Annotated in this window: 11 protein-coding genes; 8 read left to right on the forward strand and 3 right to left on the reverse strand. The window is 42.0% G+C overall.

Annotated features, from left to right (window positions below; all coding sequences use genetic code 11):
* Positions 1-17 precede the first annotated feature (17 nt).
* Positions 18-530 (reverse strand): GspH/FimT family pseudopilin, encoded by a 513-nt coding sequence (locus KFE26_RS06375; RefSeq protein WP_105249932.1) that lies wholly within the window; start codon positions 528-530, stop codon positions 18-20.
* Positions 531-771: 241 nt separating this feature from the next.
* Between KFE26_RS06375 and glnB the strand changes: the two genes are divergently transcribed.
* Both glnB and KFE26_RS06385 read left to right on the forward strand, forming a co-directional pair.
* Positions 772-1,110 (forward strand): nitrogen regulatory protein P-II, encoded by a 339-nt coding sequence (gene glnB, locus KFE26_RS06380; RefSeq protein WP_028760911.1) that lies wholly within the window; start codon positions 772-774, stop codon positions 1,108-1,110.
* A gap of 196 nt (positions 1,111-1,306) precedes the next feature.
* Positions 1,307-2,596: an NAD(P)/FAD-dependent oxidoreductase gene (locus KFE26_RS06385; protein WP_028760910.1), complete on the forward strand. Its 1,290-nt coding sequence runs from the start codon at positions 1,307-1,309 to the stop codon at positions 2,594-2,596.
* 49 nt (positions 2,597-2,645) lie between these two features.
* On the opposite strand, the gene KFE26_RS06390 is transcribed toward KFE26_RS06385, so the two are convergent.
* Entirely contained in the window at positions 2,646-3,662 is a 1,017-nt protein-coding gene (locus KFE26_RS06390) for a LacI family DNA-binding transcriptional regulator (RefSeq protein WP_131525952.1), read from the reverse strand.
* A gap of 436 nt (positions 3,663-4,098) precedes the next feature.
* Here KFE26_RS06390 and KFE26_RS06395 point away from each other — a divergent pair, with 436 nt between their 5' ends.
* From KFE26_RS06395 to KFE26_RS06405, 3 genes are all read left to right on the forward strand, one after another.
* Positions 4,099-6,795 (forward strand): TonB-dependent receptor, encoded by a 2,697-nt coding sequence (locus tag KFE26_RS06395; RefSeq protein ID WP_212600012.1) that lies wholly within the window; start codon positions 4,099-4,101, stop codon positions 6,793-6,795.
* 61 nt (positions 6,796-6,856) lie between these two features.
* A complete protein-coding gene (locus KFE26_RS06400; protein WP_212599937.1) occupies positions 6,857-8,386 on the forward strand; it encodes a tryptophan halogenase family protein in 1,530 nt (509 codons plus the stop codon).
* Between the two features lie 26 nt (positions 8,387-8,412).
* Positions 8,413-9,066: a putative 2OG-Fe(II) oxygenase gene (locus tag KFE26_RS06405; protein WP_212599938.1), complete on the forward strand. Its 654-nt coding sequence runs from the start codon at positions 8,413-8,415 to the stop codon at positions 9,064-9,066.
* A gap of 145 nt (positions 9,067-9,211) precedes the next feature.
* On the opposite strand, the gene KFE26_RS06410 is transcribed toward KFE26_RS06405, so the two are convergent.
* The gene (locus KFE26_RS06410) at positions 9,212-10,123 is read right to left on the reverse strand and encodes a sulfite exporter TauE/SafE family protein (RefSeq protein WP_212599939.1); all 912 of its coding nucleotides are present in this window, start codon (positions 10,121-10,123) and stop codon (positions 9,212-9,214) included.
* A 495-nt stretch (positions 10,124-10,618) separates the two neighbouring features.
* On the opposite strand from KFE26_RS06410, the gene KFE26_RS06415 reads away from it, so the two are divergent.
* From KFE26_RS06415 to KFE26_RS06425, 3 genes are read left to right on the forward strand one after another with little or no spacing between them, the layout of a single operon-like run.
* The gene (locus KFE26_RS06415; RefSeq protein ID WP_212599940.1) at positions 10,619-11,632 is read left to right on the forward strand and encodes an ABC transporter substrate-binding protein; all 1,014 of its coding nucleotides are present in this window, start codon (positions 10,619-10,621) and stop codon (positions 11,630-11,632) included.
* Entirely contained in the window at positions 11,632-13,119 is a 1,488-nt protein-coding gene (locus tag KFE26_RS06420; RefSeq protein WP_212599941.1) for a methyl-accepting chemotaxis protein, read from the forward strand. Before KFE26_RS06415 ends, KFE26_RS06420 begins: the two co-directional genes overlap by 1 nt.
* 28 nt (positions 13,120-13,147) lie before the next feature.
* A complete protein-coding gene (locus tag KFE26_RS06425) occupies positions 13,148-15,946 on the forward strand; it encodes a family 20 glycosylhydrolase (protein WP_212599942.1) in 2,799 nt (932 codons plus the stop codon).
* Positions 15,947-16,150 lie beyond the last annotated feature (204 nt).

A 16,150-nucleotide genomic window follows, 5' to 3' on the forward strand; every position in this document is an offset into this window, starting at 1 on the left:
GGAGTATATATTTAAATTTAATCGCAATTGATATTTTTTGCGGTAGAAAGGCGAACTCTACCCGCCTGATTAACAACGATTGCACGGGAGTTTTTGCTATCAATTGTTCGTGGGCAATACTTGAAAGTACCATTACTTCCAGAAGCTAACCCATCAGGTTGAAATTTTATCGAACTTTTATTGTATGTTAAAAAATCTTTCGAATCGAATTCATCAATGACCTTAATAATTTTATCGTTAGCATCGAAGCTTTCGACTACACCTGTATCAATGAAAATTGTTAATCCCTTTTGCCAATCTTGAGTGCATTTTCCATTTACGAGTGGGCATACTGTGACCCTATAACCATAACTAACAGCTGTATTTCGCGCAAATTGAAGTGTCTGCTGGATAGTTTTAATATTAGTATCAGCTCTTATCTGATCGCTGAGCTCGGTCAAGGAAGGAGCTCCAACTGTTAACAAGATTGTTGAAATCGATATCGTAGTGATAAGTTCTATCAGGCTAAAGCCTTTTCGATGGAAGTTCATAACAGATCCTTGTTATTTTACGCTTGCATCCCGCGAGCGAGTTAGTGCTGGTTAGAATGTAAGTATAAAATCTGAGGCAATATTCATAGTACTTTTTTTAGACTTTTATGTGCTAAAAGCGATTTTATAGAAACTGTGTTTTATGAGTAAAGCACTACATTCACTTCAATATTGACGTAACCCCGTGTAAGCTAGTGTTATTCTGTTTGTTTATGTTATTGCAAGGGATGAGGAATTTTTAATGAAAAAAGTTGAAGCCATTATTAAGCCATTTAAGTTAGATGATGTGCGCGAATCACTTGCAGAAATTGGTATAACTGGGATGACGGTACTGGAGGTTAAGGGTTTTGGTCGTCAGAAAGGGCATACAGAGTTGTATCGTGGTGCCGAATATATGGTGGATTTTCTGCCAAAAGTAAAAATAGAGTTAGTGATCCAAGACGATCTGCTCGACCAAGCAATTGATGTCATTGTTGAAACGGCCCGCACAGGCAAAATTGGTGATGGTAAAATTTTTGTCACTGATGTTGAACGTGTTATCCGTATTCGAACGGGTGAAGAAAACGAAGAAGCGGTATAAACTGCTTACGAACGATTCTAAAGGGCCTAGTGGCCCTTTTTTGTTGCCTAAGCATATGGAAAAACTAAATAGTACTGCTGGGTTTCTGAAATATCTTTAATGGAAAATCGCCTGTTTTACTCAACTAATGTAGTTATCTCTTATCTGTAACATGGTATAACTTAGCCTCGCAAATGAGTTTTATGAGGTTGTCATTTTGGCTACAAAAAGAATAGTGATCGTGGGTGGTGGTGCTGCTGGTTTAGCGCTTGCATCGAAGTTGGGCCGTAAATGGGGCGGTAGTGATGTCGTCGATGTGTGCTTAATTGATAAAAGTCCTATTCATATATGGAAGCCTAAATTACACGAAGTCGCTGTAGGTGTGATAGATCAATCTATTGAAGGTTTACTCTATCGCGATCATGGACTTAAAAACGGTTATCGCTATATTCGTGGTGAGATAGAGCAGTGTGAGCCGGATGCTAAATCGATTCAGTTAGCCGCAGTCTATAATGATGAAGGCGAGTTGCTCTTAGAGCAGCGACAAATCGATTATGATTTTTTAGTGCTTGCATTGGGTGGAGTTTCTAATAGTTTCAATACATTAGGTGCTGATGAGCATTGTATTTTCTTAGACAGCCTTGAAAATGCCAATTTATTTCATCATAAATTACTCGACGCTTTACTCCAATTAAATGAAACGCAAGAAAGAGTCAGCATTGGTATTGTCGGTGCGGGTGCGACAGGGGTTGAATTGGCAGCAGAGCTTCATCATGTCATTGAATCTGTTAAAGAGTACGGCTATCTGAATATCGCTAAGCATCATCTTGATGTGCATTTGATTGAAGCGTCCCCCAAAATCCTTCCTCAATTACCAGAGCGTGTAAGCGCTAGGGCTCAAGCTGTTCTTGATCAGATTGGTATACGTTTACATATCGGTGTTCAAGTTAAAGAAGTGACTCGTGATGGTTTCATTACCCAAGATGGCGATGTGATTAAAGCAGGCTTAAAAGTATGGGCTGCCGGTGTAAAAGGGCCAAAAGCATTTCAGCATTTTGCAAAATTGCCCATTACTCCGCGAAATCAGGTAGAAGTTGATGATTGTATGCGAGTTAAAGGTCATCAAGATATCTACGCCCTTGGCGATTGCGCTCTATTGATCCAAAGTTCTGGCCAGCCTGTTCCACCAAGGGCGCAAGCAGCAGCTCAGATGGCTGATACCTTGTTTGATAATATCGTTAATCGATTACAAGGTAAGCCTGAAAAGGCCTTTATTTATAAAGATTACGGCTCATTAGTGTCTTTAAGCCGCTTCTCTGCGGTAGGCAATTTAATGGGGAACCTACGTTCTGGCACTTTCTTTGTTGAAGGCCATATAGCAAGATTGATGTATATCTCTTTGTATCAGAGGCATTTAGCCAGCCTTTATGGTTGGTTTTCGGCAATTGTGTATCGAGTGGCACAAAAGTTATTGAAGTGGCAGCGTCCGAAGCTCAAATTACATTGATTTCTATGTGATTTAGGAGATAGAAAGAGAGCATATATGCTCTCTTTTTTTATTGTTTAGGAATTGCCGACGAGTCACGAATGATAGGTTCAGGAGTAAAGGTTCTAGAATATATGGCATCTTGCTCGCGACGTTTTGCTATTAATAATTCAGTAGCAACCTGAGCTATTTCTGCGTTTGGCTGATGTACTGTGGTAAGTTTAGGCCAGGTTTGACGTGAGAATGGGCTATCTTCGAAACCGACAATTGATAAATCAACGGGTATGTCTAAACCCGCTAAACGAGCCGCAAAAAGTGCACCAGCGGCAATTTCATCGTTACAAGCAACAATCGCCGTCGGGCGATTTTTTAGTTTGATGAGCTTGTTAGCACCATCAACACCGGACTCAAATGAGTACTTCCCTTCAATTATGTAGTTTTCATTCAGCTTTAGGTTGTTTATTGTTAATGCCTGTTTAAAACCAAGTAATCGCTCTTTGGTAGATTCATGGTGTAAATCTCCGCTTAAAAAAGCGATATGCTTGTGGCCTAAATCAATCAGATGTTGGGTGATTTGAACTGCACCGAATTTATCGTTGACTAAAATAGTCAACCCATTCTGATCGTTGTCCTTTTCTCCCGCAATAATGCGCACATAGTTAGCATCAATTTCAGTGAGTGCTTTGAGTACTTTAGGATCTTCTGACAAGGGAGGTGTCAGTACTAATCCAGCGAGCCTAGAATATTTGACTAGTGCTGTAAGTTCATCACATATGGTCTCTGATTTGGCATTGCAAGGGTGGATGACAAGTTCATAGCCCTTGTCTTTACAGGCTGACAAGATCCCATTTTGCATATCAATAATATAGTAAGCGTTTGGATTATCGTAAATAAAACCAATAGCATAGGATTTAGTTCCTGCTAGATTTCTTGCCGCTAAATTAGGTTGATAGTTAAGTGCTTTTATCGCCTCGTTTACTTTGTCAACGGTGGCCTGTTTCACTGAAGGTTCGTTATTGGTTACACGGGATACAGTCTTGATAGACACTCCAGCATATTTAGCTACGTCGTTGATAGTGACTTTCATTGATGTAAAAACTCTTTGTCTAAGGTCGCGAGGGGTTAACTGTTCTATGATCTATGAACGTAAATTCTTTACCTGCAATTTACAAGCTTACATTTTTTATCAGTTTTTTCTGACTTATACATCTTATAGTGCGAGCTTTTGATGTGCTTAGCAATCCTGAATTGTTACAAATTGGCGTTAATTTATCATTGTTACAATTATGCTGGGAGTTGTAAATTTACGTCATAATATTAAAGCTCATGTTTTATAATGGTTTTTAATAAGACTACTGATTCAAAATTCTGCTTTATGACATTTTTTTGCTTCCATCGTTATTTTGTTGTGGCAAGGCTGTTAATTATTGTGTAATGTTTGCACTAGACATGACAGCGTTGTCATTCCGCAGGGAATGGTTATGAATACTAAAACGATAATAAAGTTATGGAAGGGAAACGAGATGCGACCATCAACCTTTAAGAAAACCGTACTAGCTACAAATATTGCTATCCTACTTGGTAGTGCTGTATCCATCAGCGCTGTTGCTGCAGACGCCGTGGCAACCACCGCAGCACCTGAAAATATTGAAAAAATTGAAGTTCGCGGTATTCGCGCTTCAAATAAAGCCAATATCAATGAAAAACGATTTTCTAACGCAGTAGTGGATGCTGTTACTGCGGAAGATATTGGTAAATTTCCTGATTCTGATGTCGGCCAAGCTCTCGGTCGTGTCCCAGGCGTAACTGTGGGTCGTACATTTGGGCAAGGTAGTTCAGTTTCTATCCGTGGTACAGATCCTTTAATGACTCTGACCACCTTAAATGGCCAGAACGTAGCGTCTACTGGTTGGTACGATCAAATGAACGTCGACCGTTCATTTAACTATTCTATGCTGCCTTCTGAGCTAATTGGTGGTATGGAGGTGTATAAGTCGACTCAAGCCAACCTTGTAGAAGGTGGTATTGGTGGTACAGTTATCGTTAAAACCCGTAAGCCTCTTGATATGGATGCTAATTCTGTATTTGTTTCTGCAAAGGGTGAATATGGAACTGTAAATGAAGATATAGCACCTGAATTATCTGGTTTGTATAGCTGGAAAAATGATGATGAGACATTTGGTGTTTTAGTTGCGGGTTCATATATTGACCGTGAGTATTTACGGACTGGTACTGAAGCGGATTTAGATTGGGGTGGACGTTCTTCTGTTCAGCCATCTAGTTTCTTGCAGCAGCAAGAGCGCACTGCGCTAGATGCAACATTACAATTCCGACCAACGGATAATTTAGAATTAGGTGCGCACATACTATCACTGAAACTCGGTGCAGATAGTATTGGCGCTAACATGTATATTGAAACCGATACAAACTGGGCTGGCGCACCTAAAGATGGCACCGCTGGACCTGGTAATACAACTAATCCATCGGCATGTAAACAATTTAATGCTGCGGGTGTTTGTACGTTAAGTGTCACTCCTGAAAATGCGCCATCAGATGTGTTCTTCCAAAACTGGGCGCGTAAAGGTGAGATGACGTCAGATACCTTTGAGTTGAACGCTGACTATAAAGGTGATGGTTTCGCGATTTCAGGCGTTGCAGGAAAGACAAAAGCTGAAGGCGGTACTCAAATGAGTGCTAACTTTGGTTATGGTTGGTGGGGTGATAAGTTTGGTCAGGTTAAGTGGGCAGGTACTGTTGATGCTACTGGTAAACAAGTAGATATTAATGGTCGTGATATGGGATTTACCCAAGACCAACTGGATACAACTGTTGGAACATCAACTTGGACGGGGATTAAAGGACCTAACTCTGATGAAGAAACTTATCTTCAATTAGATGTTGATTTTGACCTTGACCTAGGTGTTATCAATAAGTTTGAAACAGGTGTTCGTTACACACAACATGAGTTCGAGAAGAGCGAATACCGCGCCATCTATGATCCAACCAAAACAAATGAATTTAAAACTTCTGATCTTTACAGTGGCACAATGAAGTTAGGTTATGACGGTTGGACGATTCCTAAAGCTGACCTAGACGCTATGATTAATGCCACAGAGTCTCTGGTTGATCAATTTGCCTATAGCCGCTCTGCTTATGGTTTGATCGAAGAAGATAACCTATCTATGTATGGCATGTTCTCGTTTGATGGTGAAGGTTTCCGCGGTAACTTTGGCTTACGTTATATCCAAACTGATGTAACTTCGAGCGGCCATGTTATTGATAACTCACCAGCGGATATTTTAGCTGTTAACCAAGGTTGGAGTGAAGAGCTTCATAGCGTTAAAGACAGCTATAGTGATGTCTTACCGAGCTTTAACATTTTATTCGATTTAGCGCAGGATTTGATCTTACGTATGTCCGCAGGACAAGCGATCACTCGTCCTAACTACGATAATTTGTTCCTAGCAACTTTAACTGGATTCCCTGATGATCGTAAAGGGAATGAAGCCTTAACGAAAGGAACTCCAGGCCTAAAACCGATGAAGTCCTCACAGGCTGATTTGAGTCTTGAATATTACTATGGTGATGGCAATCTTGTTTCTGCTACATACTTTATAAAAGACATAAGTAATTTTATTGTCGCTTCGTCAGAGTTTAATCAATCAATTGGTATCATAAATAAAGATTTAGAGGTGCCAGCTGATAGTTGGACCGTTAATACATATGAAAATGCTGGTGGTGGTGAGATCGATGGTATTGAACTGCAGCTAAACCATGCATTTGATAACGGTTTCGGTGTTAATGCGAACTATACATATGCTGATGGTAGTGCACCTTCAGAAGTTTATACTGACAACATAGGTATGTTTACTGAGTCATCAAAGCATAGTGCTAACTTAGTCGGCTACTGGGAGAATGATGATTTCTCAGCACGTGCCGCTTATAACTGGCGTTCTGAATACATGGTTCGTGAATATGGTAAGTATTACGGCAACCGTATGCATGATGCCTTTGGTACACTCGATGTGACTTTAGGATGGAATGTAACAGAAGCTATTGCATTACGTCTTGAAATTGTTAATTTAACAGCTGAAGATGACGTTCAATATGGTGCTGCTGGCGTAGGTACTGAAGTTAAGCCTGCGCTTCAAGATGATTTCCCTGCTTGGTCATTTAAAGGCGAAACTACATATAAACTAGGTGCTAGCTTTGTTTTCTAACACTTTGTTTTAACTCAAAAGCCCAGTCTTGACTGGGCTTTTTTATAGGTTAATAAACACTATGAAAATCAAACGCATTGCAGTTATAGGGGGCGGAACAGCTGGATGGTTAGCTGCAAATCACCTTGGGGCAGAGTTGTGCCATGATCCTGAAATAGAGATTACTTTGATTGAGTCGTTAGATGTGCCAACAATCGGTGTAGGTGAAGGAAGTGTTCCATATCTAGCGAAGGGATTGAAGCGGTTTGGCATTTCCGAAGCAGAGCTATTGCTGACTTGCGATGCGACTTTTAAGCAAGGGATCAAGTTTGTTAATTGGCTCGATAAAAACGAGCATGGAGACAACCATTACTATCATGCTTTCGATGCCCCTTACCCTGCAGGTATTGATGTCTCAAGTTACTGGGTTTCTCACGCGAGTCAACGTCCATTTGATGATGTTGGCATTCAGGCAAGGATTTGTGACTTAGGTTTATCCCCTAAGCTTAAAGGCTCGGGAGACTATGATGGGGCCTTATCTTACGCCTATCATTTTAATGCATTAAAGTTTGCTGGGTTATTGGCAAAGAACGCACAAAAAAAGTTTAATGTTAAGCATCAATTTGCCACCATTGTAGGAGTTGAACAGGATCAAGCTGGACTGATTTCACATTTAATCACTGCTGATAATTCATCGTTAGCTTTTGATTTTTATGTGGATTGTAGTGGTTTTTCTTCAATCCTAATTGATAAAGCACTGAAAGTTCCTTTTGAAAGTAAATCAAGCGAGTTACTGACGGATACTGTTTTGGTGCAGCAAGTGCCTCTGAATGATAAAGAAAATATCAATCCCTATACAACTGCAACTGCCCATAAGGCTGGTTGGATATGGGATATTCCACTCACTACGCGTCGCGGAACTGGCTTTGTTTACTCAAGTCGGCACATGAGTGATGAGGAGGCTTTAACGTTATATGCCGATTACTTACAAGTCGATAAAGCTCAATTCAAGCCGCGGAAAATTCCGATGGAGATTGGTTATAGGAAGGAGTTCTGGCATAAAAACTGTGTTGCTTTAGGACTGGCCCAAGGCTTTGTTGAGCCTCTTGAGGCGACATCTATATTAGTTTCCGATTTTTCTGCTGAACTGTTAGCTCGTCATTTTCCTCGAACTATAGAAGATATTAACGTCTCGACTTCATATTATAATAGTGTTATTACGTATGTTTGGGAGCGTGTTGTTGACTTCATTAAGTTGCACTATTGTATTTCTGACCGGAAAGATTCATCATTTTGGTTAGAGAATCAAAAAGAGGATACTATTTCATTTGAGTTAAAACAGCGCTTAGCTAGATTCAAATTACGTCCTCCGCATCAGTCTGACTTTTTTAGTCGTTTTGATTTATTTGATAATAAGAATTTTTTGTATGTTCTATATGGAATGAAATTTAAAACGAATCATTCAGTTTTATCTCAGCAAGAAATCCAACATTGTGAGACACTTTTCTCTGATAATGACCTCTTAGTAGGGCGAGCTGGAACGTTACTCTTAAATCATAGAGAATGGTTGGAAGGATTAATGCGCGCTGTTGAAAGTAAGACGCTTAAGTAGTAAGTCGATAGTAATGAGGATGTTAAATGTTAGTTCCTGTATTTGAACAAGCTATTTGTGTGTTTGATTTCGATGAATATGATAGTTTTGATGGTAAAAGCGAAACATACAATACACTTGAATTTCTGTTTTCACTTCTTGATGTGATCAATGAAGGGAACGTTCCTGATGCGAAAGGAGGACGGGCATTATCAACTGCACATCTTTATAAAACCCATCCAATTCCACAATTATTAAACTTCAAAACTAACCCTTTAGGGGATTGGATTCTGAGACGTATATTTGAATCCGCTATTTTATTGGGGCTCCATAATACTCGTGATGTAAAGAAGCTTAAGTATCACCGAACTTGGGCGAATAGGATGGAGTATAATTGTGATGCAATTGCCCATAGACATGCTAATAATGACTGGACGATTCCTCATCTAGTCGCAATATATTATACAGATGTGCCAGATGAAAGTGCCGATTTGGTTTTTATTAATGATAGAGATAACAACATTATGCGAGGGCATCATTGTTATGAATATCCTGCTGAGAAACAATATCTTGTCAAATCAAAAACAGGACGACTTGTGTGCCATGACGCAAGATTTTTACATGGAACAACGGTACACAAGAGTCACTTACCACGTACATGCTTAGTTATTGAAGTTGGCTTTCCACCATTAAATAAATAGCAACTTAATCAAGATTTATTCTAGTGTATTATTTGAGTGAGTAGTATTTAAACTAATAATTAAATACTATTTTCTGGGTTGGTTTTTTATTATTTATATTGTTTGTTTTAACTTTTTGTGTTTATAACTTTCAGTAAGAAATATGTTATAGCATAACAACTCCCGTCAAAATGATCCAAATGGAGAAAAAGAGTTTTAATACTTTTACTGGGAGAAAGAGTGCTAATTTACGAGCAAGTAATCCTCCGATAATGGCGCCAGGACCTGCGAATAACACTAGCTCAAAGAGGGCATGGCTATTTGTTGAAAAAATATGGATAGGGCTTGCCGACCAGACTGTAATCGCAGAAACAACAACGCCAGTGGCGACCGCCATTTTGGCGCATAGTCCCCTTATCATGAGATAAATGACGACTAATTCACCAACGCCTACCGATAACCAAGCTGTGATAATACCTCCGAAATAGCCAATGAGAGCGAGCCAAAGAAAATCGACCGGCATTATAGAGCGAGTGATTTGTGTGCTACTTTTGCTACTGATAATGATGGCGATACCAAGCACTATCGAGAAAATGCTAAAGCTGGTGTGTAGCGAAGAGGGCGAATTGAGTTGTAGTAATTGGCTACTCCAGAAACCTAAGACAGAAAAGAAGGCTGCAAGTAATGATGCTTTTACAAAACCAGACCATGCATCATCTTCTCGGTGGTGCTTTTTATAATGCAGTGACCATGAAATCGCGCCTGCTGTCATGCCAAAGCATTGGATCATAAATGAAGTCGCAACACTTTGAGACTCACTAAAGTTGAGGCTCGAAAATACCGGAATAAAGATTACTCCACCGCCAGCTCCCGTCGAGTTTGCAAATATCGCTCCTGTGATTCCTAGAAAAACGAAGCGTCCATATTCTTGGATAAGATCAAATAGCGAATGAAAATGGTTAGCCCAAAATAACCAAGCTCCACAGAGTAGTAATACCAAACTGAGGTTTAGGTAATACCGATTTAAGCGCGGAGCAGGCTGGGTATTATTGGGCACAAGTGTGTTAATGGGATTCATCAATAGCTACCGTGATCCTTGTCATGTTATCGCTATGTTATCAATGAAAGACAGCGTTGTCACATAAGCTTGAATAAATAAAATAAACATTTTAAGTATTTGAATAATTTGCATTAATTATGTCTATTCATAAAAAATAACAATAATTGTCAAAAAAATGTAGAAATCCTGTTCTTTCTTGTGTACTTTAATAATGACAACGCTGTCATCTGCTTGTGTGACGCGTTGTTTGTAAGGTCTGCATGAGAGGATGAGGTCTCCTTATCATGTGTTTGGCAGGAGTATTGCTGTCGGGCGGCGATACGTTTGTCTTTGATATTTTGATAGTCTCTCCCCAGAAACTAGCGTGGGCTGGGTACTGTAAGCAGTGCCCAGCCATTTTTTTAGGATGTTTTTACGGTATTACTCAACTGCCTACCTCAGCACTTGAACGTTAGCGGCATAGATAAATAAAACTCACTGGTATAAACCAGATAATAAAAGAGGTTGCAATTTATGGCGATTCATTTAACGGCTGCGATGCGTGTCATTGCAATTGGCATGTCGAGTGTCATTGGCCATGTCGCACTCATCATGACAAGAAGAACGGCTTGCATACCCCTGTTTATAATGGCATTAGCGTTTTTTTCGGCATTTTCCTCTTTTGCTGTATTTGCTACCGACACAGCTATAAACCATTTAGCTTCAAATTCTGATGTGTCTAAATCGTCTGCACAGGTTTCAAAAAAAATCACCACCGCGATACAGCAGGAATGGTTGCTAAAGTTACTTGATGAAGCACTGCGGCGCTCGGATTCGGGTTATCAAGCGCAAGAAATGTCGACTCAAATGAATCAAAAGCGCAAGGTTGAAGAAGCTCTCGCTGGGACAGTCGACGTGTTTTGGAGCATGACCTCAAAAGAATTGGAAGAAACTGTGCTTCCCGTGCGCATTCCATTGTTTAAAGGTTTACTCGGTAATCGGCTGCTGATTATCCGTAAATCGGATGAGGCACGATTTGCTAATGTGAAAACCATGGCGGATTTTAGGCAGTTAAAGGCGGGGCAAAATCGTTATTGGCCCGATGCAACGATTTTAGAAGTCAATGGATTACCCGTCGTCACTAGCTATCAGTACACCAATTTATACCCCATGTTAGAAGGCGGGCGTTTCGATTATCTTGCCCTCGGTGCCCAGGAAATTGGCGAAGAACTCGAAAATCACCCCGATCCCGCACTTAAGGTCGATAGCCATATCCTGCTGCAATATCGTTCGCCAGCTTATTTCTTTGTTTCCCCTAAGCGCCCCGAACTTGCTGCGGCCATTTTAGCCGGGCTTGAAAGTATGGTAAGCGACGGCTCTTTTGATGAGATGTTTAATCGCGAGCTTAAAATTGAGCAACTGTACCGTGAGGCTAAGTTTGAACAACGGGTGATTATCCGTCTTGATACACCTGATTTAAGTCCATTAACACCAATAGAACGCACAGAATTATGGTTAGATCTTTTTAGTATGCAAGGTGCAAAATAATGAAAACATTAGCCTTAAAAGTACAGATTGGATTAGCGGCAGCGATTTTTATGATTGTTAGCGTTCTGTTCGGTGCATCTTACTGGTTGGCGAGCGATAAATTGGCCGCCAGTGAAACTGAGTTCGAAGAAAATACCGTCGCCAATTTGCAAGTCACTATGGCGCAGCCCATCTTCACCTACGACTATGAGCAGATCCGTGCGGTGCTATCTGTGATGCTTAAATCTGCGCAAATTTATCATATTGTCGTGAGTGACCATCGCGGTAAAGTGTTAGCCGAGAGTCAACAGGCTCAAACAGTGGCCGATGAGTATCTAGTGAAACGTGAAATTCAATTTGCTGATCAAGGTAACCCAACGGGCCAATTGGCTATTCAGTTTTCTATGTTGCCTATTCGCGCTCAGTTGTCAGATTTACTCTTAGGTTATTTCTTGCAGGCGTTGTTAATTCTCGGTGGCAGTTTAATTGTTATCTTCATTATTCTTAAACGTTTAGTGATTAATCCACTTGAAAATGTGGTCCGTGCTATGGAAGAAATTGCCAGCGGTGACGGTGATTTATGCCACAGATTACCCGTCGAGAGTCAGGATGAGATTGGCCAGCTTGCCAAGGCATTTAATGGTTTTGTTGAGCAAATTCACGGCACGATTTCCAGAGTGCACGAAACCTCAGGGCAATTACTGGGCGATGCCAAAGCGCTTGGTTCATTGTCGCAAACCAACAATGATCGCGTGCAAACCCAATTAAAAGAAACCGAGGCGGCAGTGACGGCTGTAACTCAGCTGAGCGCCAGTGCCAATGAAGTCGCCATTAATGCCAAACGCACCGCGGATGCGGCGAGTCAGGCCGATAAAGCGGTCGATGACAGTCAGCGGCAGTTCGATTCGGGATTAGATATTACCCGTAAGTTGGCATCTGAATTAGCCCGCTCGGCACTGTCTGTTTCACAGTTACAGCAAGAAACGCAAAAGATTGATGAAGTCGTTGTAGTCATCAACAGTATTGCCGAACAAACCAACTTACTGGCGCTTAATGCTGCGATTGAAGCGGCAAGGGCGGGTGAACAAGGGCGCGGGTTTGCTGTTGTTGCCGACGAAGTGCGCACCTTGGCGAGCCGAACTCAACAGGCCACAGGTGAAATACAGAAAATGATCCAGCAGGTTCAGAGCCGCGTGGCTGAAACGGTCACTGTGATGCAAGCGAGCCAAGCCCTTTCAACTCAAGGCGTGAACCGCTCGGAAGAAATTAAGTTAGTACTCACTAAAGTGACTGATTTAGTCTCAAATATCAGTAATATGAACATCGAAGTTTCCCATGCGGCACAGGAGCAAACCTGCGTCACCGAAGCGATTTCTCGTACGTTAAATGATCTTGCCAATGCCTCAGGTTCAGCGTCACTCGATAGCGAGCACTTAGCGCACTCGAGCGAGCGACTGTTTCACCAAGGGGAAAGACTGCGGACGTTAGTAACTTCCTTCAGATTGTAGCCATCTCTGGAGCTAGATAAGGATAATCATGAAAAAAACACTCTCAGCAAGCGCCATTTTACTGGCTTTAGGATTAACGGCCTGTTCCGAGGCGCCAGTGACGCCTTCCACAGCGTCAGCCGGTAAGGCTGTGGCTCAAACACAGCAAGATCAGGACGCATTAACTCAAGCTCAGTTACAACAACTTGGGGATTCGTTAGTCGTAACTTACCGTGTTGTGACCAATGTGCCAGACGATAAGTGCCTAAAAGATAAAGCCGATGGTCGCTGTTTTGTCGCTCAAATTGATTTCGTGCCTGGTATGGATTTAGCCAGCCAAGATTGGGAAATTTATTTAAGCCAAATGCGCCCGGTGCAATCGGTTGAAAGCGGTGAATTAACGATAACGCACGTTAAAGGCGATTTACATCGTATTACGCCAACGGCTGCTTTTAAGGGATTTGTTAAGGGCGAGAAAAAGCAACTGACATTCCGTGGTGAGCCGTGGCAATTGGCTGAAACCGATGCTATGCCAAACTATTACCTCGCAGCAAAAGGATTAGAACCTGTCATTATCGCCAGCACTCAAGTGGGTAAAGATGCCGAAACGGGTTTAGAGACGCGTCCGTATGTTGAAGGGTTTACGAATGTTAAAACCCAATATCAACGCACTGAAACGGATAAACTCGCGCCAGCCGATGCCGCGCAATTATTTAAAGCCAATCAAAGCGTGAGTGAAGATGCCGCCTTGGCTGTGGATACCATTATCCCAACGCCACAAAAGGTGAAGATCCATTCAACCGATACACCAGTATCTCTTGCTGGTGGTATTAAGCTCGAATATCAGCAAGATAACCCAGAGCAAAAGAGTCAAGTTGCGGTAGCGGTGGCACGTTTAGCTCGTCTGGGTGTGGCTGAATCTGCGAGTGGCATTACGCTGAAATTTGCCAGCCAAAAAGGGGATGAGGGCAGTTATCGCTTAGATATTCAGCCAACTGAAATTGTGATCGCTGCCAATGATGCGGCGGGCTTCTCTTACGGTTTGTCATCATTAGCAAGCCTTGTGGATGTGAATTCGCTGAAAATGAATGCCATGACCATCGAAGACAGCCCACGCTATCCGTTCCGTGGCATGCACATTGATGTGGCTCGTAATTTCCACAGCAAACAATTGTTGCTGGATTTGCTCGACCAAATGGCGGCTTATAAGCTCAATAAACTGCATTTACACATGGCTGATGATGAAGGTTGGCGTTTAGAAATCGACGGGCTACCTGAGCTGACCGACATCGGTAGTAAACGTTGTCATGATCTTGCTGAAAATACCTGTCTGTTACCGCAACTGGGCAGTGGTCCTTTTGCGGAGTCGAGCGTTAATGGTTTCTATACTAAACAAGACTATATCGACATAGTGAAATATGCCGAGGCGCGTCAAATTCAGGTGATCCCGTCGATGGATATGCCGGGTCATAGCCGCGCCGCGATTAAAGCGATGGATGCGCGTTTTCGTCGATTACAGGCTGAAGACGTAGAGCTTAAAAACACGGGCAAAGTGCAGGTTGTTCCTGTGCAGAAAACGGCAAATCAAGCTAGCACAGCGGTAAAAGCGTTAGATGCGGGCGCTCGTCAATTACAAGCTGAAGGGAAAGCCACTGCAGCTGAGCAATATTTGTTATCCGATGCAAACGACAAAACAGTTTATTCTTCAGTGCAATATTACGACGACAACACGCTTAACGTATGCATGGAATCGACTTATCACTTTGTCGATAAAGTGATTGATGAAATTGCCATGTTACACCAAGCCGCGGGTCAACCATTGACGCGTTACCACATTGGTGCCGATGAAACGGCGGGAGCTTGGAAACAATCTCCGCAGTGTTTAGCATTTGTCGCCAATAACGATAAAGGCGTTAAGTCGATAGATGACTTAGGCGCTTATTTTATTGAACGAATTTCGACTATGTTAGCGGCAAAAGGCATTGAAGCAGCAGGATGGAGCGATGGTATGAGCCATGTTCGCCCTGAGAATATGCCCGCTAAGGTGCAGTCTAATATTTGGGATGTGATTGCCCACAAAGGTCATTCGCGCGCCAATCAGCAGGCGAATCTTGGTTGGGAAACCGTGCTCTCTAATCCTGAGGTGCTGTACTTTGATTTCCCCTATGAGGCCGACCCTAAGGAGCATGGTTATTACTGGGCGAGTCGTGCGACCAACAGCCATAAAGTCTTTAGCTTTATGCCTGATAATTTAGCCGCTAACGCCGAGCAATGGACCGATATTGAAAATCAGCCATTCGAAGCGGATGACAGAATAAAACTTGATGAGGCGGGTAAAAAAGTCTCGGGTCCAAGGGAGAAAGGCAAACCTTTTACTGGCTTGCAAGGGCAGATTTGGAGTGAGTCGATTCGCAGTGACGATACGATTGAATACATGGTGTTTCCGCGTTTGTTGATGCTGGCTGAGCGTGCTTGGCATCAAGCCACGTGGGAAGTGCCTTATCAATATCAAGGCGCTGTGTATAACCAAAGCTCTGGGGCTTTTACCTTAGCCATGCGTGATGCACAGGCAAAGGAGTGGCAACAACTTTCGAATACCTTGGGCCACAAAGAGTTTATCAAGCTAGATAAAGCGGGGATTGATTATCGCGTACCGACGGTCGGCGCCGAGATCCGTGACGGAAAACTGTTTGCCAATATTGCCTATCCCGGGCTTAAACTCGAATACCGAAGCCTCAATGGGCAATGGCAAGCTTATCAAGCGGGATTGGCGGTTACTGCACCGATTGAGATCCGCGCCATTGCGGCCGATGGTATTCGTAAAGGCCGAAGTTTAATCGTTAACTAAATCATTTTTATATCTGGCTGTATTTTAAAGATAAAATACAGCTTTTTTGTTTTTCTGTGTCAGTGATTTCCTCAATTTTATTTTTGATGAAAAATTGCTTTAAAAAGTAAATGACAACGCTGTCATTCTTGCTGTAACATTGAGTTAACTAAAGTTGAGCGCTGTATTAACGGCAAATAATAAGCAACGGTAGCGCTGCATTGA

Origin of the sequence: Shewanella sp. M16 (assembly GCF_018224605.1) — a bacterium.
Lineage (GTDB): Bacteria > Pseudomonadota > Gammaproteobacteria > Enterobacterales > Shewanellaceae > Shewanella > Shewanella oncorhynchi.